Below are 25,080 nucleotides of genomic sequence, written 5' to 3'. Positions count from 1 at the left end.
AAAAACAACAAACCAATGTCTTATCCTATCATAAAACAAACAACCGGGTCTATTTTGATCCTGGCTACATTACTGGTAATGGCATGCTCAAAGGAAAGCAATAGGCTGACGATGGAATGTGATAGCCTTTGTAGGGCGAATACAGTTCCCGGCGTGGTAGTGGAGCATTCCCTCCAGTCTACCCAGATCTACCTGGGGTCCCCCTCTGTGTGTATCCTGCCGGATGGCAGTTATGTAGCTTCCTGCGATCTCAACAGCACCCTGGCGCCGTATGTGGAAACACCGGATACCTGGGTGTACCTGTCAACAGATAAAGGAAAAACATGGAATAAAACGGCCACATTGCAGGGGCAGTTCTGGTCACAGCTATTTTATCACAAGGGCGCTTTGTATATCATGGGGACCTCAAAATCCGGGGGCGATATTCTGATCAGGAGATCGGACAACAAGGGGCAGACCTGGACCAACCCGGTGGACGGGGAGTCGGGGAGAATCCGCCAGGACGGCAGATATCATTGCGCGCCTACACCAGTGATCAGTCATAACGGCCGGCTGTGGCGGGGAATGGAAGACCTGATGGGAGGCGGCAGCGTTTGGGGACAATCATTCAGGGCCTTTGTGATTTCTGCTTCCGATACCAGTGATTTGTTAAAAGCATCCAGCTGGAAACAAACTAACCGGATGCCCTTTAATGCGGCTTATCTCGGCGGTGACTTTGGTGGTTGGCTGGAGGGAAATGCGGTGGTTACGCCTTCAGGAGATGTGGTGGATATTTTAAGGACCAATTACCAGGTTAATGGCGATGAGCTGGCATCAATGATCAGGATCTCTGCTGATGGCGCCACAGCCTCCTTTGATCCTTCAACCGGCTTTGTGCTATTTCCGGGCGGGTGCAAAAAATTCACCATTCTATACGACTCACTAAGTAGTCAATACTGGTCGATCAGCAACTATGTTCCTGATATCTACAAAGGAGGAAATGCTGAACGGACCAGAAATACCCTGGCGCTCCTATCTTCCCCCGACCTGCTTCACTGGACCGTGAAAGGAATTGTGCTGACACATCATGATATATTGAAGCATGGCTTTCAGTATGTTGATTTTAAATTTGACGGACAGGATATTATCTTCGTGTCACGCACTGCATTTGATGATGAAGCAACTGGCGCCAACAGCCAGCATAACGCTAATTTTATCACTTTTCACCGGATTCAGGACTATCAGCACTATGTAACACCTTCTATCTGGGAATCCCTGATGCCACACTAAAGCAACCTATGAAAAATATAGTATTCATCGCATGTCTTCTCCTTGGTAGTTCATCCTTTGCTCAACAACAACATTCCCAGGTACCGGGTGTCGTCATCAACCATGTTTCTGCCCGGGAGAAGTTATATATTGGTTCTCCCGGTATCTGTATACTGCCGGATGGCAACTACCTGGCCAGTCATGAATATTTCGGGCCGGAGCGCACAGGAAAGAGCAAAGTTCAGATCTTCAGGTCTGTCAACAAGGGGATGTCCTGGGAGAAAATAGCTGAAATTGATGGCCAGGAGTGGTCTGCCTTATTTACCTATCACAACGATGCCTTTATCCTCGGACCGGAAATGGCCGGCGGCGATATCGTTATACGAAGATCAACAGACGGCGGTTATTCCTGGAGCCAACCTACCACTGCAGCGCAGGGAAGGCTTTTTAAGGGGAGGTTCCACAGCGCGCCAACCCCGGTCCTCATTTATAAAAATCGTATATGGAAAGCGATGGAAGACCTGAATGGTCCGGGTGGCAAATGGGGTAGGGCTTTTCGCTCTTTTATGCTCTCTGCACCGGTAGATGCAGATCTTCTTCAGGCAGGAAACTGGACGATGTCCAATACGCTTGGTTATGATTCCGGTTACCTGAACGGGAATATGGGCGGTTGGTTAGAAGGGAATGCCGTAGCGGCTCCGGGCGGAAAAGTGGTTACAATGTTACGGACAGACTACCGGGTAAACGGAGATGAGAAAGCCGCTATCATCCAGGTTAGTGATGATGGTAAACAAACAACATTCGACCCGGCCACAGGATTTATAGACTTTCCCGGCGCCTGTAAGAAATTCTCTGTTCGGTATGATTCCGTCAGCCATCGCTATTGGACCCTCAGTAATTATGTGCCCGGACGCTTCAGGGGAGGAAATCCCGAGAGAACGAGGAACACGGTAGCGCTCCTGTCATCGGCCGATCTAAAGACGTGGCAGGTACAAGGGATAGTACTACACCACCCCGATGTAGAGAAGCATGGCTTCCAATATCTCGATTTTCAGTTTGAGGGTAAAGATATGATCGCCGTATCAAGAACTGCCTTTGATGATGCAGATGGTGGCGCGGATAATCAACATAATGCGAATTACCTTACTTTTCACCGGATCAGTAACTTCAGGCATTATAAAACACCACGGAAGTGGCGGCAGTTGATGCCGTAACCAACAACCGTCTGTTGCTCATGCAGCAGGTTTGAAAATCCCTGTTTCCAAATCTTCAGCGATGGGCTACAAATACGGGTATCCGGTGTGTCTTCAGCAGGTCCGTAATGAAGCTGTGCCGGAAGAATCTCGACAGCTGCGACCGTCCGTATGCACCGGTAACCACCATCGGTTTGCCGATTTCGCTGAGCCAGGTGTCAAAATATTTCTCCGGTACCGTGTTCACAGCCTGTACGTCCGGATTGGCGAAATGATGCTGTATCAACTCCATTATATCACTGGAATAAGGGACGTCGGTATCCTTATTGGTGGCATATAACAGCAGTGTTTTACGGCGGCACAGCCAGGGAAAAAGCGTGGCGAAACTCTTAATGGCAAATACCGACGAGGCGCTGCCATCATAAGTCAGGATAATGCTTTCGGGGAAATCCGGTTTTTCCGGCGATATGATCAAGGGGCATTCTGCCTGATGCAGCGCACTGTTAAGATAACTGTCCGGACCGGTCAGCATATCGGCGTAAAACTTTTCCGAACTCAGGAGCAGGAGGTCGGCGAACCGCGATTCCCTATGCAGTGTTGTAAGCGCAAATTCTTCCACGTTACGGTGTATGAGATAGTTGATGTTGTAACGGGTGCAATGCTCCTTAAAAGTATCGATGCTTCGCTGAATGGAAGCAGCGGCATAGTTTTCTACTAAGGGCACAAATATGGAAGTGTAACTGATGTCTGCGGTAAAGTTCAGCTCCGGCAGAAATACACCGCATAAGACAATCGGCTCCTGCTCATTCATCTGCCGGGCAAATTCAAAAGCGCCTTCGGGGAAATTCCCGTCATCAACAGCTAATAATATCTTTTTCATAGCAGTTTATTTAGGTATAAAATTTCTTAATATTTCCATTTCCAGTTTCTTATTTCCGGCATATCCTCGCCATAACGACAGATATATTGTTTATGTTCCACCAGTTTGTATTGCATTTGTTGTTTGAGATAAATGCCTTTACTGCCGGTTTGCGGAAGTCTGTCTATGGCATCCATCACCAGGTGGAATCGGTCCATTTCATTGAGAACGGTCATGTCAAAGGCAGTGGTAACAGTGCCTTCTTCCTTATAACCGCGTACATGGATGTTATTGTTGTTGGCGCGATTGTAGGTAAGGCGATGTATTAACCACGGATACCCATGGAAAGCGAAAATGATGGGTTTATCGGTGGTGAACAACGCGTCGAAATCTTTATCCGGAAGCCCATGTGGATGTGCAGATGGCTTTTCCAGTTTTAAGAGGTCTACTACATTAATAACCCTGATTTTAAGATCAGGGAGCTGCTCACGCAGGATAGACACAGCCGCGAGTGTTTCCTGTGTAGGAACATCGCCACAACAGGCCATTACAATATCAGGATCACTTTCCTGGTCATTACTGGCCCAGCTCCAGATGCTGATACCACGGGCGCAATGCCCGATGGCTTCCTGCATTGTTAGCCATTGTGGGGAAGGATGTTTCCCGGCAACCATCACGTTGACATAATGCATGCTGCCCAGACAGTGGTTCATCACAGAAAGCAGGCAGTTGGCATCGGGGGGAAGGTATACCCTGACGATAGCTGCTTTTTTATTAACGACCAGGTCGAGAAAACCGGGGTCCTGGTGGGTAAACCCGTTATGGTCCTGGCGCCAGACGGTAGAGGTGAGTAGTATATTGAGAGAAGGGATCTCTCTGCGCCAGGGCACTTCCGATGAGATTTTAAGCCATTTGGCGTGTTGGTTGAACATGGAATCAACGATATGAATAAATGCTTCATAACAATTAAAGAGACCATGTCTGCCGGTGAGCAGGTAGCCTTCCAGCCAGCCTTCACATTGGTGTTCGCTGAGCATTTCCATGACGCGGCCGCCGGGTGCGAGAAATTCATCGTGTGGTGCGATAGCAGCTTCCCATTGGCGATTAGTGACTTCGAACACGGCTTCCAGCTTATTAGACACCGTTTCATCTGGTCCGAATATCCTGAAATGCTGGTTGTCCCTAATCGCATCACGGAGAAAACGGCCTGCTACATGTACATCACCTTCTCCGGTAACGCCCGGCTGCCGGACATCAACAGCATACTGCGTATAATCGGGCAAACGCAGTCTTTTCATCAGCATACCTCCGTTGGCGTGCGGATTGGCCCCCATGCGCCGAGGTCCCTTAGGCGCCAGTGCGGCAATAGCGGGTTTCAGTTTCCCTTGTTCATCAAACAGCGCTGCGGGGTTGTAACTTTTCATCCATTGCTCCAGCAGGAGCAAATGATTTTCTCCATTGGTGGCAGTCACGTCGAGCGGTATCTGATGGGAACGAAAGTTGCCTTCAATTTGATATCCATTGACTACCTGTGGTCCTGTCCAGCCTTTGGGTGACCGTAGAATAATCATGGGCCAGCGTGGTCTTGTAATATCCTTGTTTTTTTTGATTTGCAGTATTTGTGTAACGGCTTTGTCGAGTGCCGCAGCCATAGCCTGATGCATCGGGGCAGGGTCATCGCCTTCCACAAACAGGGGATGCCAGCCATAACCCAGGAAGAGCTGTTCCAGTTCTTCATGCGTGATACGGGCTAATACGGTAGGGTTGGAGATTTTATAGCCATTCAGATGAAGGATCGGTAATACCGCTCCATCGTTATGCGGATGCAGGAATTTGTTGGAATGCCAGGCGGTAGCCAGCGGGCCTGTTTCCGCCTCGCCATCACCTACCACACAAGCCACTATCAGGGAGGGATTGTCCAGTGCTGCTCCAAATGAGTGACTCAGGGAATAACCCAGTTCACCGCCTTCGTGAATAGAGCCGGGCACTTGTGGAGAAGCGTGACTGGATACACCGCCGGGGTAGGAGAATTGGGTAAACAATTTTTTGAGCCCTTCTTCATCCTGGGTAATAGCCGGATACACCTCACTGTAGGTGCCTTCCAGGTATGTATTGGCGACAACCGCCGGACCACCATGCCCCGGGCCGGAAACATATATCATATTCAGATCGTACTTGTTGATGACCCTGTTGAGGTGCGTATAAATAAAATTCTGTCCGGGTGTAGTTCCCCAATGGCCCAGCTGCATTTTTTTGATATGCTCCATTTTTAATGGCTCCTTTAAGAGTGGATTGTCGCGGAGGTAAAGCTGGCCTACAGACAAGTAATTGGCGGCCCGCCAGTAAGCATCGGTCAGGGAGAGCTCTTCCGCTGTCAATGCCTGATGTTTACCTGGTGCGACTGTTGTTGTATTACCCATGGTATGCTATTTTAAATGACGATGTAATCATGTTGTGTACGATGTCTGCCATCATCCTGGTTTCATCTGTTTTGATAACGTAAACGAGTACACGATTTTTAGTATTTGAGATGATGGTATTGTTTATTTTATTCTTTTGGGCATGAAGGCGGATACCCAGGAAACCTAAGTCTTCACATATCCGTTGACGTATGAGGGGTGAATGCTCGCCAATACCACCCGAGAATACCAGCGCATCAATCCCGCCTAATGCGGCGGCATAACCTCCGATTCTCTTTTTGACTTCGTAACAAAACAGGGCGATAGCAGCGGCAGCCCGTTCGTCGGTAGCTTCTTTGTCCAACAGGGACTGCATATCGCCACTGGTACCGGAGATAGCGGATAGCCCTGCTTCGTGGTTCATGATATAGTTGAATTTGTCAGGCGATAGTTGTTCTTTTTTCATCATCAGCCAGGCGGTACCAGGGTCGATATCGCCGGCACGGCTGCTCATCGGGATACCTGAGGCAGGGGTGAATCCCATCGTGGTATCTATGCTTTTACCTTTCCGGATGGCCGCCAGGCTGGCGCCGTTGCCAAGATGGGCCATCACTACGCGCCCGTTCGCTATTTTTTTGCCGGCGGTTTTCGCCAGCGCTTTTGTCAGGTATTGATAGGAAAGGCCATGAAATCCATACCGGCGTAAGCCATAGGACTCAAACCGTTGAGGAATGGGTAATCTGGAAGCCACTGCCGGCATCGTTTGATGAAATGCCGTATCAAAACAAGCCACCTGCGGGATAGCAGGGTATAAATGACTAATAGCTTCCATCATGCCTATAGCCTGGGGTAGATGGTCCGGGTCGAATGATATCAGCTGTTTTAATCCGCTGAGCAGTTCAGCCGTTACCAGGCAAGGGGTGATGTATTGCATACCGTGTACTACCCGGTGGCCGACAGCTTTCGCTTGTTTCAGATATCCCTGCTCATTCAACCTGGATATCACATACCGGATAGTGTCGGGGTAGTCCATAACAGGAACGGCCAGCATGGATAACTGTCCGAAAGCAGGATATTCGCTGTAAATAATGTTTTGGGTACCAATGTGGCGGACTTCACCGGACAATACCAGCTTTTTTCTGCCGTCAGCTGTATAGAGGCTGTATTTTATACTGGAGGACCCGCAATTAATCATCAGCAGCATATATCACCCGTTTATTTTTTGAGCAGTTGTTGTTTCTCCGCTTTAAATTTTTCGATTTCATTCCAGCTGCCGGTATTGAGAATATCTGTTTTACGGCAGGATCCGCGTCTTGCGGTAGAGATGCCCAGTTTCACGAAATCGAGGTGCGTCAGTGTCCGTGCATCGCTGTTAATGACCATTTTTACCCCTTTGGATACCGCAAGCCGGATCTGTTCATCATGCAGGTCCAGCCGGTTGGGACGGGAATTGATCTCCATCGCGGTGCCGCTGGCAGCAGCTGCTGTAAATACTTCATCCCAATTAACCGGATAGGGTTTACGAATACCAATCAATCTTCCGCTGGGATGGCCTATACAGTTGACATAGGGGTTTTTACAGATCTGTATCAGCCGGGAGGTATTGTCCCTGGAGAAATCGCTATGGATGGAGGCGATCACCCAATCGAACTGTTGCAGTATATCATCTGAAAGTGCAGCTTCGCCATTTTCCAGGATATCTATTTCTGCGCCTTTTTTTATGTAATCATAGCCCATCAGTGCATTGACGCGATTTATTTCTGCTATCTGTCTGAAGACATCTTCAGGGTGCAATACATGGTTAGTCCGGGTAGATGATACGTGATCTGTGATGACAATGTAGTGATAGTGCGGGAACGCATGAGACATATATTTGGCGATGCCGGCAATACTTTCGGCGCCATCACTCCAGTTGGTGTGTATCTGCATATCGCCTTTCAACTGGTCGAAGGTGACAAGGAGAGGAATTTCATGGACAGCGGCTGCCGTCAGGATATCATGGTCTTCTCTCAGCTCGGGTGCTACAAAATCCAGTTGTAGTTTACGATAGATATCCACTTCCTGTTCTCCGGCTACATATTCCCCGGTGTGGCTGTCCATCAGACCTTCCGGAGTGATTCTGAATCCTTTGGAAGCTGCCAGCTCTTCCATTTCGGCGTTATATTTTACAGACCCCGTATAATATAGCAGGCTGGCGCCAAAATACCTGCTGGGTGCCAGGCGGATATCTGCCTGCATCTGATTGTGCAGTACCACACAGAAATGGTGAGGCCCGGCGGCGATAATATTTTCCACTTGCGGCATGCGGGCTATTTTATAGAGTAGCTTCCGCCTGTCTGCGTCATTCAATTGTACCAGTATGTCAATATCGCCGATGGTATCCTTGCCTCTCCGTAAACTGCCGGCCAGCATTACTTTTTCTACCTCCGGGCACTGCCGGATGGCTTTTGACAGTTCTTCTCCCATGAGATAGGCATCCCAAAGAGGGAAACGGCTCTCCGCCGTTTTATAAAGTTTAAGGCCCCGTTTGATGTTTTTAATCTGCAGCGGGGTAAGTGCCGTTACAGTTTCCAGTTGACCGTTGGAGATGAATGGAATTAATTCACGAATACTATTGACTCCCAGTTGCTTTTGTATAGCATCTACTTCTCTGGATGTAATACCCCGGATGTTCCCAAGATCGGCTAATGAAGCGGAGATAGCGGAACTATTTTTGAGAAATGTTTTCATAATCAGTCCGGTTTAAATTTGGGTTTCAGTACAAAAGTAGGATGCCGGAAAGAGGTAATATATGACAGATGTTATCCGTAGTGCTGATTATAGTCAGGTACAGGAATTTCTGGGTTTGTTTGATACCGGCGGAAGTTAACTGAAAGTCAATAAAAACAGGTGTAACTTTTCGAGGTCTATATAAACGGCTGATTTATAGTGGTGGAACTGCATTCTCCCGAACGAAAAATCCCCCCGTTTATTTTCTAGTGCTTTTTCTATTTTGAAAATAATATTTCTTGCCCTATCATTACATAAAATAACCAAAGTCAAAATAGCCAATTAGCAATATTCCTTTCATTGTAAACCTATATTTGAGTTAACCATGAATTATCCCTCATTACCTTTGCTGGTCACGGCCAGACTATGCCATAAGCCCAGGTGGCGAAGCTATGGTATCCTCCTTTTTTTACTGTTAACTACTGCGATGGCGCATGCGCAAATCGATGTCAGTAAGCCTGTGGGAGGAACAACTGCTTTTCTCGATCAAACTGCCACTGGCGGGGCTGCCTACACAGTGCCTATACAGCTGCCGCCGGGAACTAATAATGTGGAGCCCCAACTGAATCTTTCATACAACTCTCATGCGGGAAATGGTATTGCCGGCGTGGGATGGAATATCGGTGGGTTACCCTCCATTGCCCGGGCTGGCAGGAATAACTATTATAACGGTATTACCTATCCTGTCTCCTATGAAAACAGTACGGATGCCTTTGTAATGGATGGTATGCGCATGTTTGCCATCACCGGCAGCAATGGCGCTAATGGTACAGTGTATGGATTTGAGAATGAAAACTATGCTAAAATAGAATCATTCGGAGGTACCGAGTATACAGGACCCACCTGGTTCAAGGTAACCAGTAAGGATGGAACTGTCATGGAATTCGGGAATAGCAACGATTCCCGGCTGATGACTGAAACTGCCACTACAGGCGGATCTCCGGCAACCATGGTATGGTATCTGAATAAGTTAACCGACCGCAATGGTAATTACATTCTCTTTAATTATACAACGGTCAACTATTCACGGACTGTCGTTATCAATGAAATCAACTACACCGGTAATGCCGCTGGAGGACAGCTACCGTACAACAAAATAAAGTTTAATTACGACAGCCGTCCGGATGTTACCACAACCTATGAAGCCGGGTTCTCGTCCGTATTAGGCGCTTTGTTGTCTTCTATCGTGATCACCACTTCCGGACAAACCTTCAAAACCTATCAGCTGGCGTATAATAATGTACAAAGCCAACCCTTTCTGCAAACCATCACCGAAACAGGTACTAACGGCGTTGCATTAAACCCCCTCCGTTTTTCCTATGGTAACAATGCCAACGCCGAAGATGTCCGCATACTGCCTCCCTATCCATTTTTGCCTTCGCAGGATTGTATAGCAGGGGATTTTGATGGTGATGGACAAACGGATGTGTTGACGGCCTCCTATAACTATGATAATAATGGTTTTAAGTACCACACCAAATACCAGATATTCAGAAACTTTGATGCTTTCGGATCGGTGGGGATGGTGTCTTCCTTGTATAGTTATCCTTCCTTACCCTCCAATGTGGAAGTAATGGGGGTGAAGGAAAACTCCTACTATAATTTTCTGGCACAGGATTATGACGGTGATGGTAAGGATGACGTAGTATTCATGCAAACGGGGCAAACCGGTAGTGGTAGCGGCGCCAGGCGATACCTGCAACAGATTACTATCAATCATACACGGATCTATACCCCTTCCGCCGGTTGGGGCTACCTCTCCAAGGTTTACAACCAGCTGCCGCAGAAATCATTGTATGTAAACCCCTGTAAATATATCAGCCAGTCAGGCCGCTTTTTTATTCCCGGTGATTTCGACGGGGATGGCAGTCAGGATTACCTGCTGATACTGGGTATCAATCCTGATAACTCGTTCGGGGCATTTCTCTCCAGCCCGGGTAAACAGGTGCTGAACCGGGAAATAGCCAATTTCGGGGTAGGTACCAATACTTTTGGCGACTTTTACGCTACAAGTATCGCTACTGCTGACGATATTATTCCTTTTGACGTGGATGGCGACGGTAAAACGGAACTACTCGTGATAAAAGGCAGTACTTCCTATGTCGTGTCTATCTTTCCCGTATCCGTAACCTCCGGTTACAGCTATGCTGCCAAAGTATTATTTACTACCAATGAAATCACGTCCGGCTATCGCGTATTTCCGGGTGACTTTAACGGGGATGGCAAAACGGATTTGTTTGTACGCAATACTAAAAATAATTCCAATGGTACCTGGAAGATGTTGATCAGTAAAGGCAATAGTCTGGTGTCAGCTACTATTCCCTTGTTGGTTAACAGAATTATCCTGCCTGGTGACGATGTTTATCCGGTAGCGCATCAGCTGGTGGTGGGCGATTTTAACCAGGACGGTAAATCGGATCTGTTGCATTGCCTGGACCTGTCTTCCTCTTCGGCCAGATACAATGTTTATTATAGCACCGGCAACGGATTTGTTGCGGAAACATATGCCAAAAATGGCAGTATCAATGGGGATAACGCTATCAGCGGAGATCTGAATGGGGATGGAAAGATGGATTGTGTAAGCCTGAAAGGACAAACGGGCCTGATAGTAAGCCTGAAACCGGATAAGGAAGAGAGGCTGCTGTCAAAGGTGGTAAATGGCTTTGGCGCGGTAAATACCATCACTTATGCTCCACTTTCCAAAAGCGGGACTTATGTCTACAGCAGATCTACAGAATATGAGTATGGTAATCCCAGTGAAATAAACGGCGGACCATCCTATCTGTATGCTTACCCTTATCAGGTAATTCAACCCAGCTTAAATGTAGTGAGCTCCATCGGCTCTCCTGATGGCATCGGTGGAACTGTTTATAACCGCTATACTTACCAGGATGCGATGTTCCATAAAACAGGCCGTGGCTTCCTGGGTTTCCGGAAAGTAACGGTAGACAATGGCAGTAACTATTCTACTACCACCACGCTAAGTGATATTAATACGCAGTTTCTGGCTCCCTATGTCACCAAAAAAACGGTGTCCGTTGGCGGCAACGTCTCAGAAACACGTCCCACCTATTCTTTCGTACAAGTTGGACTCGGCTATTTCGATAAACGTTTTGAACAGCGGCTGTCGAATCTATTGGATATTGACTACCTTACCAATGCGGGTGTACAAACGATCAATACCTATGATAACGTTGGTAATATCACTAAAAGTGAAATCATCAAAGGGGGATGGAATGGGAGCAGTATCACCGCTACCGAAACCAATACACAGGATATTACTTATGGTAACTATGGTTCTCCTGTGGCTTCCAGCCCGGAATCCATCACCATTACCAATATCAGGCAAGGTGTGCCTGCAGTAACCAAAAAGATAGCATATACCTACAAACCCAATGGCCTCACCGCTACCAAAACGGAGTTTGACGGTAAGCCTAAAGCTGTTACCACTACCTTAACCTACGATGCATTTGGCAACGTGACCAGCTCTGTATTGTCTTCAGCCGGGCTTACATCCCGCTCTGAAACATTGGTATATGATCCTGCAGGCAGATTCATGCTGAAGCGTACTGGCGCCGGCGGAGGCATCAGCCGCAGCGAAACCTATACATATGATCCGCTGTGGGGTAAAATGGCCAGCTATCTTTCTGCTGATGGTAAATACATCACCTATGAGTATGACGCTTTCGGCAGAATAGTCAAAACCACGGTACCCGACGGATTTTCCATCACCCAGTCGCTCTCCTGGGAGTCATCCGGGGGAGTGTACGCCGGTTCTACCAGTCAGCCCGGTGGTGGTAATGATGTGAAAATATGGTACGATATACTGGGAAGGGAGGTGAAAAGACAAACCAGCGGCTTCGGTAATGCAACGATGCTACAAACAACGACCTACGATGCCAAAGGTAATGTGAATAATAAGACTGCTCCCTACTATGCCAGCGAAATGCCCTCCACTACCAGCTATACTTATGATAGCTACAACCGCCTGTCTACCCGGACGGATGGCTATGGAATTTCCAACTACAGTTATCAGGCTATGCCAGGTGGTTTGCTCAAAGCTAGTATTACCAATCCCGCCGGGCAGGTGACGAGCCGCACGACTGATCCGACGGGAAAAATTGTTGCTGCCACTGATAATGGCGGTCAACTCGATTTTAGCTATGACAGCTGGGGTAACCAGTTAAAGGTGAACCACGGCAGTTTTGAGCTGATTAAAAACCAGTATGATGAATACGGGCGCCAGACACAAATGACCGATAAAGACGCCGGTACAGCTATCTATGATTACGATGCATTTGGTCAGCTGACCAGCCAGAAAGACAATCTGGGCAATACCTACGCCCTTACGCTCGATGGATTGGGCCGTGTTATCAAACGCCAGGGACCGGACGGGATCACTTCGTATACCTATTTCAGTGACCCTGCCAATGGATATAACAACGATAACCTGGCCAGCGAAACCGGACCTAACGGTGTCGTAAAAGAATATGAATACAACAACAAACGAAAACTATCCAAGGTAAAGCAGAAGGTTGATGGCCAGGAATTTGTGTTTCAATACGAGTACGATACCTACGGCAACCTGAGCAAAACGACTTATCCTTCCGGCCTCGTTATTAATCAGACATACGACAGGAATGGTGCGGTAACCGCCATCAGTACCGGAAGCGGCCTGGGGTTGTTTACGGCCACTTCCATGAATAGTTTGGGCTATTATACCGGCTATACTACCGGCAACGGTAAAACGAGTATCGCCACATTTGATCTTCCCACGGGCAGGCCTAAACGTTTTTATACTCCTGGTATACAGGACCTGAACTTTACCTATGAAAGCACCAGCGGTAACATGACCAGCCGTTATGATGCCATTCAGGGACATACAGAGGTATTCACTTATGACAACCTGAACAGGCTGGCTTCCACCAAACTGGACGGAACGGTTACGCAGAATATTACCTACGACAATACCGGCGGTGTTTCCCTGGGTAATATTACTACCAAAACAGATGCGGGTAATTATGTTTACAATGATCAGCTGATCCACGCGGTGAACTACATCACCAACCCGGCAGGGGCGACTACGCCGCCACCGGTGATTCCTTCCGCGCAGCAGGACATCACCTATACACCCTTTCTGAAAACAGCTACCATTAAAGAAAACAACTACCAGTTGGCATATACCTATACGCCAGCAGGCCAGCGTATCAAATCCGAGCTTTCACAGAATGGTACCTTCCTGGAAAGGAAATTCTACCTGGGTACCTACGAGAAATATGTTGCCGCCAACGGTACGGTCAGGGAAGTACACTATGTAGCCGGTGGCAACGGTCTTTGTGCGCTGATCGTGAAAACCAACGGTGTTGAAAAAACCTATTACGTATATGTAGATCATTTGGGTAGTCTTCTTTCCATCACAGATGAAAACGGAGCCATCGTAGCACAGCAGAACTTTGATGCCTGGGGGCGTAGCCGTAACCCGTCTACCTGGACCTACAGCGGTGTTACACCCAATCCGGAATGGCTGAGCAGAGGTTTTACCGGTCATGAGCACCTGGATAAGTTCTCGCTGATAAATATGAACGGCAGGGTCTATGACCCGGTATTGGGCCGTATGCTAAGCCCGGACAACTACGTACCTTTGCCATATGGCACTCAGGGATATAACCGGTACGGTTATGCGAATAATAACCCGATGATTTATAGTGATGAAGATGGTAACTTCTGGCATCTCATCATTGGCGCTTTGATTGGCGGGGCAATGAACCTGTTTGCCAACAAGGACAAGATCAATAATTTCTGGGACGGATTAAAATACTTTGGTATTGGTGCAGCAGCAGGGGCCATCGGAGCAGGTGTAGGCGCAGGCGTTAGTTCAGCGCTGGCAGGTGGTTCTTTCGGCGCCGGTTTTATGGGTACGTCTGCAGCGATGTCAGTTACTTCCAGTTTTATTAACGGAGCAATAGTCGGGGCTGCCGGAGGGGCTGCCGGAGGGTTTGTCGGAGGGTTTGGTAATGGGCTTGCAGATGGACAGAACCTGGGCCAGGCATTTGGCAGTGGTTTGAAAGGAGGGCTTTATGGCGGTTTGATAGGTGGTGTTACCGGAGGTCTTGCCGGTGGTATTGATGCTGCCATTCATGGAAGGAGATTCTTTGATGGCGCTACGGTTACCAAAGTTGTGGAAGCTGACCAGGCAATTCCGGTGATTGGTCAAAAAGGAGACAATAACTGCTTGCCTGCTTCTGCGGAGTCAGTAGACAAATCGTTGGGCGGTAATATGACACAGGAAAGGATAAGGGAGGTAGTAGCACCTGGTACAGATCCTAAAACAGTACCATTGGGAGATAGGGATGTGTGGAGCGGATACGCGAACGAAGCAGGAAGGCAAGTGCAGGGTCAGAATGCTGCCAATGTAAACTTCTGTGAAATCGCAGATAAAATGAACGCAGGTAATAGGGTGGCAGTAGGAATTAATCCAACCGGTGGACAGACAGTTGGCCACTCCGTGGTGATAAAAAGCGTTATTTCTAAAACCATCACTAAAATAGGTGGTAAACAGATATATCAATCTATCCTGAAGATCATGGACCCCGGACATGGAGGTAGTTTCAGCCTGATCAAAACAACAGGTTGGCATACCATGCCTGCGGGGAAATTTGGTAATATCTTCTTTTTAAAATAAAACACTTTTATGAAATATACCAGGATACTTATTGGGATACTTGCAGTCATCAGCTTTCCGGTTTTTGCGATCGCGCAATGCCACTTTGTCCGCAATGAAGCGATACACGCCAGCAGTGAAGAGAATACCCTTAAACTGATTGCCCGGAGCCTGAAAGTCCAACACGCGTTTAAGGTACCGGCGGGTTATCGCGTTATTCCGATTTATAAAGTATTTGCTGACAGTCTGAGTAAAACTGATTTTGCATCCGGTCAGCTGCCTCCGAATCTGAAATATACCTATCAGCAGATCCCCCGCAGGCGCACCATCTACCTGCAGCAGGACGCGCTGCTGGTAGACAGTACCGGCGAATTGTTCGGATATGCCCAGGGGTATCAGGTCTACGGGATAAATAGTACTGTCAGTAAGTTCCAGCAAGGATTAAAAAAGCTTGCCGCTGATATTAAAAACGAGCGTATTACCTGTCTTTGTACTATCATCAACCTGAAATCATTTAATGTTTTCAGGGTTACCGGTACAGGGATCACGGTCAGTGATCAGCTGGAAGGCGATACCGTATATCCATTACAAGTATTCCTGGACACGAGATGGGATCATTCCGCCTCATTGTAAACCATTAAACTTTTCATTAATATGCACTGGAAATATTTAAGTGGCCTGCTGATCACGATACACTGCAGTATAGCCTTACAGGCGCAGTATCCTGCAACGCAGGCTGTTCAGCAAGTGAAACTATCTTCCATAAAAATGCCAACACCGGCAGCATTGCCTTACTCCGGAATAGACATCAGTACCGCTGCTATACAAGATTCTACCGCTATCGGTTTTGTGACTGCCGACGAAATCAGTCAGGCTGCCAGGCTGGTACCGGATACCAATATGCACCGCTGGTTGCAAACCTGTATCAAAGCACAATATGCGCCGCTTTATACTCCTACCGCACCCCGCTTGCTTTGTGTATTACAGGACCTGCGTATACAGGAACAAAAAGACGGCAACGATGGGTTTCTGCGCCTGAAGGCAATTACCTATAGCACACCGGTACGGGAAGAACACTACCAGTTGGTCAATATCATCGACACCGTTATTACCGTCAGTAAAACTTCCGGTATCCCAATCATCGCACAAGCCATAGATCTGCTATTGCAACCTGCTGCCTCACCACAGGCAGGCCGTAAAACCTTTACACGCCTCGCGATTGCAGAACCGGTAAACATACACGGAAGAACCCCGGTAATGCTGGCCCGTGAATATAAAACAGGCGCCTATCTCAGTTATGAAGACTTCCTTAATAACAGGCCCTCCGTGGAAAATATTACGGTTAAACTGGACCCCCTGAGCAGGAAGTTTAATGTGTATGAGCTCACCAAAGACAGTGCACTCGCTATGGTACCTGCCTGTTGGGGTATCGCTTTTGAGAACGAACTGTATATCTATTATCAGGACATGCTGGTCCCTATAGAGAAAAACAATAATTCCTTTATGCTCTCCTCCTGGGTAACACCCGATAAAAGACAGAACAGAGCCAGGTTCTGGCGATGGATACTTGAAAAAGCAGGTCCGGAAAACAACACCTTGCGCAACGATATTTTTGATAAAGTATACCGTAAAGGTATCAACGTTCCCGGTAGTGCAGCACTGGCCACCCGGCTGGACCCTGACAATGGGCTGCCCGGTTTTTAACTTTCATCTATTAACCTGATTCAGTATGAAACAGCTTCTTTTATTTATAATGCTCCTGACTGCCGCTGCTGTAGCAGAGGCACAGACCATCCCTCCCGGTAGCTGTGGGGTTATGTTCTACTATGACGGCGCCGGTAACCGCGTAAAAAGACAGTATATCTGCAATAATACCGCTCGTATGGCCGCAGCGCCATTGCCCGCCAGTGAAACAACCATTAAAACAGAGGCGATGTACCCCAATCCAACTACAGGCCCTGTTACCGTTATCTTCGCTGAGCCGCTCAAAGGAGCAAACATCACGCTGTTAAATATTTCCGGTAAAACAATACGTTATCTGGTGGAGGAATCTACCCGGCTTCAATTAGACCTGAGTGATCAGCCTGATGGTATTTACTTTATCCATGTTGTCAAAGACGGTAAACCTTATACCAGGAAGATAGTGAAGACTGGTACTGCCGGGGATCATACCTATTGACAGGCAACTGCATCAGGGATTAAAAAAAACGGTATAAACACGTTAAATGATAGTAACCGTACCGTAGGCGTAACAACGCTGGAAGCAGGTTCTTCGTTAAACACCAATATGTAGCGGTGTGTTGACAGAAAGTAAGGTGACACTTTATATCTGCAAATAAAAGTAGAAAAAGATGCCGGTGAGTTTTGACTTGCCGGCATCTTTTTCTATTTCGGTCATATGGTAAGGAATGCTGAAAGGATTACCGTTAATACAAAAAGGACCGATCAAAAGTGGAAAAATTTGGTACCTTACCGGGTGCTAACAGCAGCGCCACTTAAACCAGCCCGTTATGAAACGATTGTCTCTGATCTGTTCCCTGCTGATCGGTATGTTTACCTGTGCACCGGTTGTTTTCGCAGGTGACACAGCCTCTTACTATATTCAACAACTGGATAACCGCAATGGCCTTTCCAACAGCGCCGTTAACGCACTGTTGCTGGATTCGGACAAATTGCTGTGGGCGGCTACCTGGGACGGGCTGAATATGTACGATGGTTCCTCTTTCCATGTGTTTAACTATAGTAAAGACAATCCGCAGCATAGTATTGGTAATAATGTTGTACTGCAGGCGACAGAAGACGGCCAGCGGCGTATCTGGATGAGTACGATTGAAGGGGTATCCCGGTATGATAAACAAAGTGGGAAATTCTATAATTATTTTTACAGCCGGCAACAACGCAGCCGTATCAGCGAACAGGAGTACCGGTTACTGACGGATACCACCGGGCAACTGTACTGCCTGAGCCGGCAGGAAGGGCTCGCCCGTTACAATGCCGCTGCCGATTCATTTGTGGCATGCCCGCTGCCGGGTGGTAATAACCGTATCAGCAAGGCCGTATTCGACGGCGCCAATCACCTGTGGGTACTCCGTGGTGACGGTACCCTGGAAATATACGCCGACTGGCAGGCGCAATGGCCGTTGCTGCAACGTTACAGGGATGTACAGGCACTGTTTGCCGTCAACGGCAGGATCTTTTTCACCACAACAGCCCGTGAGTTAATGGCGGTATCGCCGGGCACGCACCAGGCCCAGTTGCAGGTGATACTACCGCACCCGGTCAATGCGATGACCGTCTATCATCAGCATTACCTGCTGGCCTGGACGACCCAGGGCTTTGGGGAATATGACGCACAGTTCCGCCCGGCCCACCTGTTTTCCGAAGCGGCGCGGGAACTGCAGGACATGAAAATCATTTCCTGGGCTACCGGTAATGAAGAGGTGCTGTGGTGCGGAACGGATGGCAACGGTATCATTAAAATATACCCGCAAATAAAATATTTCGGCACCGTCAACCGGAACAGCGGCGCCGCTTTTAACAAGCCTATACGCGCTTTCTGCGCCAATGGCGACGATCTCTGGGTGGGTACCAAAGGCAATGGTATTATCTGTTTGCCCAACTTCAGCCGGCAGGCCGTTGGTACGCATCAGCGACTGTTCTCAGCAGAACTGGACAATAATTCCGTTTTTGCGCTTTGCCAGGGAATGGACAGCATGATATTTATTGGTACCGATGGTAAGGGCCTCGCTATTTATGACCAGCTGCATAAACGGTTCATTCATTGGCAGGAGGTAAACGGCAGCGGCAAATGGCCGGTGTTCGGCTCCGTATATGCCATCCTGCCGGATGCCGATAGTTCGCTGTGGCTCGGTACCAGCGGGTATGGGCTCATTCAGCTGCGCATCCGGCGCGAGGGCACTGCTGTAGCAGTAACGGCATTCCGGCAATATACCTTCAACGGCAGCGACAGCGGGCCAGCAAATGATATCATTTATTCGCTGGCTCCTGGTCCGCAACACTCACTGTGGGTAGGCTGCCGTTACGGAGGGCTTAACCTGTTCGACAAACGCAGGCAGACATTCCAGGTGTTTAAGGCCTTTAGTTATGACGGCGGCTTATCACATAATGATGTGCTGGCACTATACCGCGATACCCAACAACGGCTATGGATAGGTACCAGTTATGGATTGAACTGCATTGCCGAAGCAGACGTCAGCCAGGCAAGACCGGCATTTGTCCGGTACAATACCGGCAACGGACTGCCTAATAACACTATCCACGCCATTACGCAGGACAACAACGGAATGATCTGGGTAAGCACCAATAAAGGATTGGCGCGCATCAACCCTGCCACGGCCGGGATATCACACTTCCAGGAAGCCGATGGCTTGCAGAGCAATGAGTTCAGCGATGGCGCCGTATGGAAAGACCCCGGCGGCCGCCTTTATTTTGGCGGTATTTATGGGTTCAATTATTTCACGCCGCGCATTACACAGGAACGCCGCGTATATCCTAACCTGCTGGTGTCCGGATTGCAACTGGCGGGCAAGGCCAGTGGGAATGGCTTACAGGTATTACAGCCGGCACAGTCCAATACAGCTGCCTATACGCTGAACAGGCGTGACAATTTTTTTGAATTGCAAGGCAAAGTTGTCAGTTTTCTGCATGCGGAAAAATGCGAATATGCCTGGCTGCTGGAAGGCTACGACAAAAGCTGGCAATACACCGGGGGCAATGGCAGGGTCGCCTATAGCAATGTACCTCCCGGCACGTATGTGCTGAAAGTAAAATGGAGTAACGGAGAAGGAGGGTGGACACCGCCCGGCGTATTACTAACCCTTACCGTGCAACAGTATTTCTGGCTCACCTGGCCCGCATTCTTGCTGTACCTGCTGGTACTGGGCGGCGCCGGCACTGCCTTCTGGCTGTACCGGAAAAATAAACTGCAAATGAAACACCAGCTGGAGATGGAACACCTGTTGCGGAAAAAAGAAGAAGAGGTACACGAAGAACAACTCCGCTTTTTTACCAACATTGCCCACGAACTGCAAACACCGCTCACACTCATTGTAGGCGCGGCAGAACGTAGCCGCGAACAACCCGGGAATACCTATCACCAGGCCCTGGTACACCAGCATGCTTCCCGGCTTACCTATCTTGTACAACAGCTCCTGGAATTCCGCAGGGCGGAAGCTGGCTTTCTGAAAAACAGTTATTCCCCGCTGAATATTTCTGCGTTGCTGGAAAATATTGCGGCTTTGTTTAAACCCATGTGCCAGCAAAAGGCGCTGCGTTTTGAAACCCATATTGCGCCCGACATGATAGCGCCTATGGACAAAGATAAACTGGAAAAGATCCTGTTCAACCTGCTGAGCAATGCCTGTAAATATACCAGCCGGGATGAAACCATCTTGCTTCGTGCTGAAGAGACGATACATGGCCTTGATATATACATATATAATTCCGGCAGCCATATACCTGCTGAGCAACTGGATAATTTGTTTACCCGTTTTTTCAGTACGGCCACCGCCACACACGGAGCATTTGGAACCGGCATTGGCCTGGCTTTTACGCAGCAGCTGGTGCAGCTGCTCGATGGCAGCATCCGTGCAGTGAATGAAAACAATGGCGTGGCTTTTTACGTGCGCCTCCCGCTTTCGGTAACAGATACCACTTCTCCGCAGCAACAGGAGGCTCCCGCTGACCCGGTTCCTTCGGGTTTGATGCAATCCATGACTGCTGACTTGTCGCTGCAGGCGGCGCCGCTGATCGATCCCAACAAACTGTCCCGTATTCAGGAAGTACAGGAAACGGGGAAAAAAAGCGTTCTGCTGGTGGAAGACGAATATGCTATCCGCCAGTTGTTAAAGGACCTGCTGGCCGGTCAATATATTATATATGAAGCCGGTAATGGCCACGAAGCGCTGGAATTGATGCGGCAAACACTGCCCGATCTGATCATCAGCGATATCATGATGCCCGATATGAATGGCCTGGAATTGTGCAACAAAGTAAAGAATGCAGCCAGTACCTGTCATATTCCTTTTATTATCTTGTCGGCCAGAGGGACTATTGACCAGCAAACGGAAGGATATGAGGCGGGCGCCGATGCCTATCTTCCTAAACCCTTTCATGCAACACATTTACAGGTAAGGGTTCGTAAACTGCTGGAATACCGCCAACGGCTGCACGACATTTTCAAAAGAGATCAACCACTCGGGCAACTCGAAGAAGCCGGTATGCCGGACACCGACAAACAGTTCCTGCAGGAGCTGGTACGGGTGATAGAAGAAAGGATAGACGAAGAAGGTCTCAATGCCGAGGCACTCGAAAAGCACCTGCTCCTCAGCAAAATGCAATTGTACCGGAAACTCAAAACACTGACCAATATGACACCGGCGGAATTTATCCGTTATATCCGGTTAAAACAGGCAGCCCAACTCCTCATTAAAACCCAGCTTACAGTGTCGGAAATTTTTTATAAAACAGGGTTTAATAACCAGTCCTATTTTTTCCGCGAGTTCAAAAAAATGTACCACTGTTCTCCCAACGAATATCGTGAACAACAAACTGCCGTATAGGAGGGTGTACTTGATAAGTATAATTTAATATATTGATTGTCAATTGTTTTTGCCGGTGTTGTGAAGCTATTGTACACCTTTTTGCAACTATAGTACAGTCCCTTCCTGTTGCTTACTCCTATCTTTAGCACATCAACATCAATCAAAAAAAGAATCCGACGTATGAAAAAACAGGATCAGTACGACCTGTAAATTCCATTCAAATCCAACATTAAATACTTTTTTAAAACGGGTCCTTCCTGAAAGAGAAGGCCATTAAATTCTTACGAATGAAAAACTGGATACAACTCATGTCAGTTGTGATACTGCTGCTATTGGGCGGGGCAACCTATGCCCAGGTCAAAGTAAGTGGCCGTGTCACCGATGAACAGGGGGGCGCCCTTCCCGGCGTTACCATCACACAGCCCAATACTAAAAATGGGACAGTCTCCGGGGTGGATGGCAGTTTCACGATCAGCATCACGGGCAGCGCTCCTGTCCCGCTGCAATTTTCCTTTATGGGATTTCTGACCAAAACGGTACAATATTCCGGCAGCGGCGCTCTTCAGGTGGTCCTGCAAAAAGATGAAGTGGCCCTGAAAGACGTGGTCGTGATCGGTTACGGCACCCAACGCAGAAGCCAGGTGACAGGGGCCATCTCTTCTATAGATGGAAAAAACCTGGCTAAAACACAGGCGGTAGATCTTAGTACTGCCTTGCAGGGACAGGCTTCCGGTGTTTCGGTGACTTCCCCTACCGGTGCGCCCGGAACAGAAGCGGTAGTGCGCATCCGGGGTATAGGCTCCCTCAGCCAGAGCAGCAACCCGCTGTATATTATTGATGGCGTGCCGATGAACAGTGGGTTGAATACCATTTCACCCAACGATATTGCCTCTATTGAAGTACTGAAGGATGCCGCCGCCGCCGCTATTTATGGTTCCCGTGCCGCCAACGGCGTAATCCTTGTCACCACTAAAACAGGGCAGGCCGGCAAAAATGAAATTAATCTCGATGTCGCCTATGGCATTGCCAGGGCGAGCGGATTGCCACGCATGCTCAGTACCAGTCAGTTTATAGAACTGCAAAACGAAGCTTTTGCCAACGATGGATCTGCTACCCGTAACCAGGACGATCCTTCAAAACTGCCTAATACCAACTGGCTGGACGCTGTTTTCCGCCAGGCGCTCACACAACGCTACAACCTGGCCTTTTCCGGCGGTTCGGAGAAAACCCGTTATTACCTGGCAGGGAATGTGGTCAACCAGGATGGTACCATCGTCAACTCTAATTTTAAACGGTATGGCCTCCGCTCTAATGTGAGCAGCGAGGTGAAAAGCTGGCTACGGGTAGGAGAGAACCTGAACCTTACCTACGACCGTACCCAGGAAATAGGCGCCTCCGGCGATGGCGCCCGCCCCGGCAGCCTGCCTGGCGTGGTACGCTATGCATTGATCAGGCCCAATGCGCTGCCGCTTTACGATGATAAAACCGGTTTCTATTCCGATCTGCCGCCGGCGAGCCTTTATAAAAACCCACTCTTATACGGTGATGGGAAAAATCCGCTGGCTATTGCCGACTACCGTAGCCGCACCATGAGCAAATACCGCCTGCTGGGCAATGTATTTGCCGAAGCGCGCTTCCTGAACGATTTTAAACTGCGTACCGATTTGGGCACCGATTTCTATATTGCCGAACAACAGCAATACAGCGGGCAGATACCCGGAGACCGTACATTGATGCAGGATAAAGACAAAGGATTGGATAAATACCGTAACCGGTATACGACCTATAACTGGACCAACGTACTGAGTTACAATCACCTGTTCAATAAAAAACATAATGTCGGTGTAACACTGGGCTCGGAATATATTGCGGCTAAAACAGATTATCTCTCCGCTTCCCGCAACGGTTACGATAACCGTGCCGATGGCACTCCCAGCCTGCGCTACCTGGACTATGGGTCCGGTCAGCAGTTTAACAGCGGCAACCTGGAAGAATGGGCGCTGATGTCTTACTTCGGCAGGGTCACCTATGCGTACGACAACAAATACATGTTAAACGTCAACATGAGGGCCGACGCCTCTTCCCGTTTCGGGGCGGATAACCGCTGGGGTTATTTCCCATCTTTCTCTGCCGGATGGAACATCGCCCATGAGAACTTCATGAAAGACCTGACCTGGCTGAACGACCTCAAAATTCGCGGTGGCTGGGGACAGCTGGGCAACCAGGACATCGGCCTTTACCCCTTTGCGACTATCTATACCACCACCAATAATATTTTACAGGTAATCAGCCGCGGCAACCCCGATGTGAAATGGGAAACCACTACCCAGTCAAACATAGGCGTAGACGCAGGTTTCCTGAACGGCGCGCTGACGCTCAGCGTAGATTATTTCAATAAACAATCTTCCGGTATCCTCATACAACTGCCTTCTTCCTATACCAACGGCGATGCCGCGCCACCTTATGTCAACGGCGCCAAAATGAGTAATAAAGGCGTGGAGATTACCGCCGGCTACAAACAAGCCATACAAAAAGACCTTTCTTTTAATATAGCCGCCAACGTTACTACCCTGCGCAATAAGGTGGTGTCGTTATATAAAGGTCGCGAACAGATCTTTTCTGCCGGCTCCGGCCGCGTGATCCTGCGGGAGGGAGAACCGATCAGCTCCTTCTATGGTTACAAAACAAATGGTCTGTTCCAGAACGAGCAGGATGTCGCCAATTATAAAAACAACAAGGGAGAACTATATCAGCCCAATGCCAAACCCGGCGACATCCGTTTTGTGGACTATAATAACGACGGCAAAATTGATGATGCAGACCGTACTATTATCGGTAATCCCAATCCGAAATTGCTGTACAGCCTGAATGCCGGTATCAATTATAAACAATTTGACCTCACCCTGTTTTTTAATGGCGTGCAGGGCAACCAGATCTATAATGAGGCCGATAACATCATCAACAGCTTTGACGGAAGAGGATTTAACAACAAAGAAGATTTTTATAAAGAACGCTGGCATGGAGAAGGCACCAGCAATAAAACACCCAGAGCCACTTTCCTCGATCCCAATAACAATCGCCGTGCTTCAGACCGTTATGTGCAGAATGGCAGCTACCTGCGGCTTAAAAACGTAATGTTGGGCTATACCTTGTCACCTGCCTTGTTAAAACGTATGGGCTTTAGCAATGCACGTGTCTATGTGAGCGCCCAGAACCTGTTCACCATTACGAAATATGGCGGCATGGACCCCGAGCTGTATACCAACGATAACCTCGCCAATTACGGGGATATGGCAGTAGGGGTTGACATGGGTACTTACCCGCCTTCCCGCACCTATACTTTTGGATTGCAGTTCGGTTTCTAGGAATGCCATTTATTAAAAATCAA

At 48.4% G+C, this 25,080-nt stretch carries 12 protein-coding genes; 8 read left to right on the top strand and 4 right to left on the bottom strand.

Going from position 1 to position 25,080, the window contains the following annotated elements:
• Positions 1–15: 15 nt before the first annotated feature.
• On the top strand, positions 16–1,269 hold the full coding sequence (locus tag ICL07_RS01315) for a sialidase family protein (protein WP_188086146.1): 1,254 nt from the start codon (positions 16–18) through the stop codon (positions 1,267–1,269).
• 8 nt (positions 1,270–1,277) lie between these two features.
• Positions 1,278–2,462 (top strand): sialidase family protein, encoded by a 1,185-nt coding sequence (locus tag ICL07_RS01310; RefSeq protein ID WP_188086145.1) that lies wholly within the window; start codon positions 1,278–1,280, stop codon positions 2,460–2,462.
• A gap of 55 nt (positions 2,463–2,517) precedes the next feature.
• Here the strand turns inward: ICL07_RS01310 and ICL07_RS01305 are convergent, their stop codons facing one another.
• Genes ICL07_RS01305 through ICL07_RS01290 form a run of 4 tightly spaced genes read right to left on the bottom strand, consistent with a single transcriptional unit; the run spans position 2,518 to position 8,429 of the window.
• Positions 2,518–3,321, bottom strand: coding sequence for a hypothetical protein (locus tag ICL07_RS01305; protein ID WP_188086144.1), 804 nt, complete (start codon positions 3,319–3,321; stop codon positions 2,518–2,520).
• Between the two features lie 26 nt (positions 3,322–3,347).
• Positions 3,348–5,720: a phosphoketolase family protein gene (locus tag ICL07_RS01300; protein ID WP_188086143.1), complete on the bottom strand. Its 2,373-nt coding sequence runs from the start codon at positions 5,718–5,720 to the stop codon at positions 3,348–3,350.
• Positions 5,713–6,903, bottom strand: coding sequence for an acetate/propionate family kinase (locus tag ICL07_RS01295; RefSeq protein ID WP_188086142.1), 1,191 nt, complete (start codon positions 6,901–6,903; stop codon positions 5,713–5,715). Before ICL07_RS01295 ends, ICL07_RS01300 begins: the two co-directional genes overlap by 8 nt.
• An 11-nt stretch (positions 6,904–6,914) precedes the next feature.
• Complete coding sequence (locus tag ICL07_RS01290; RefSeq protein WP_188086141.1) at positions 6,915–8,429, bottom strand: DNA polymerase III; 1,515 nt, start codon at positions 8,427–8,429, stop codon at positions 6,915–6,917.
• Between the two features lie 466 nt (positions 8,430–8,895).
• Here ICL07_RS01290 and ICL07_RS01285 point away from each other — a divergent pair, with 466 nt between their 5' ends.
• From ICL07_RS01285 to ICL07_RS01260, 6 genes are all read left to right on the top strand, one after another.
• Complete coding sequence (locus ICL07_RS01285) at positions 8,896–15,150, top strand: FG-GAP-like repeat-containing protein (RefSeq protein ID WP_188086140.1); 6,255 nt, start codon at positions 8,896–8,898, stop codon at positions 15,148–15,150.
• Between the two features lie 9 nt (positions 15,151–15,159).
• A complete protein-coding gene (locus tag ICL07_RS01280) occupies positions 15,160–15,762 on the top strand; it encodes a hypothetical protein (RefSeq protein ID WP_188086139.1) in 603 nt (200 codons plus the stop codon).
• 21 nt (positions 15,763–15,783) lie between these two features.
• A complete protein-coding gene (locus tag ICL07_RS01275) occupies positions 15,784–16,833 on the top strand; it encodes a hypothetical protein (RefSeq protein WP_188086138.1) in 1,050 nt (349 codons plus the stop codon).
• 25 nt (positions 16,834–16,858) lie between these two features.
• Entirely contained in the window at positions 16,859–17,308 is a 450-nt protein-coding gene (locus ICL07_RS01270) for a T9SS type A sorting domain-containing protein (RefSeq protein WP_188086137.1), read from the top strand.
• 331 nt (positions 17,309–17,639) lie between these two features.
• Positions 17,640–21,710 carry a hybrid sensor histidine kinase/response regulator gene (locus ICL07_RS01265; RefSeq protein ID WP_188086136.1) on the top strand — a complete coding sequence of 1,357 codons (4,071 nt, stop codon included), beginning with the start codon at positions 17,640–17,642 and terminating at the stop codon, positions 21,708–21,710.
• A 269-nt stretch (positions 21,711–21,979) separates the two neighbouring features.
• Positions 21,980–25,057 carry a SusC/RagA family TonB-linked outer membrane protein gene (locus tag ICL07_RS01260; protein ID WP_188086135.1) on the top strand — a complete coding sequence of 1,026 codons (3,078 nt, stop codon included), beginning with the start codon at positions 21,980–21,982 and terminating at the stop codon, positions 25,055–25,057.
• Positions 25,058–25,080: the final 23 nt, after the last annotated feature.

The sequence above is a fragment of the Chitinophaga qingshengii genome (assembly GCF_014529935.1).
GTDB lineage: Bacteria > Bacteroidota > Bacteroidia > Chitinophagales > Chitinophagaceae > Chitinophaga > Chitinophaga qingshengii.
Note: the sequence above shows the minus strand (reverse complement) of the source record. Positions and strands in the feature narration are given on the sequence as shown.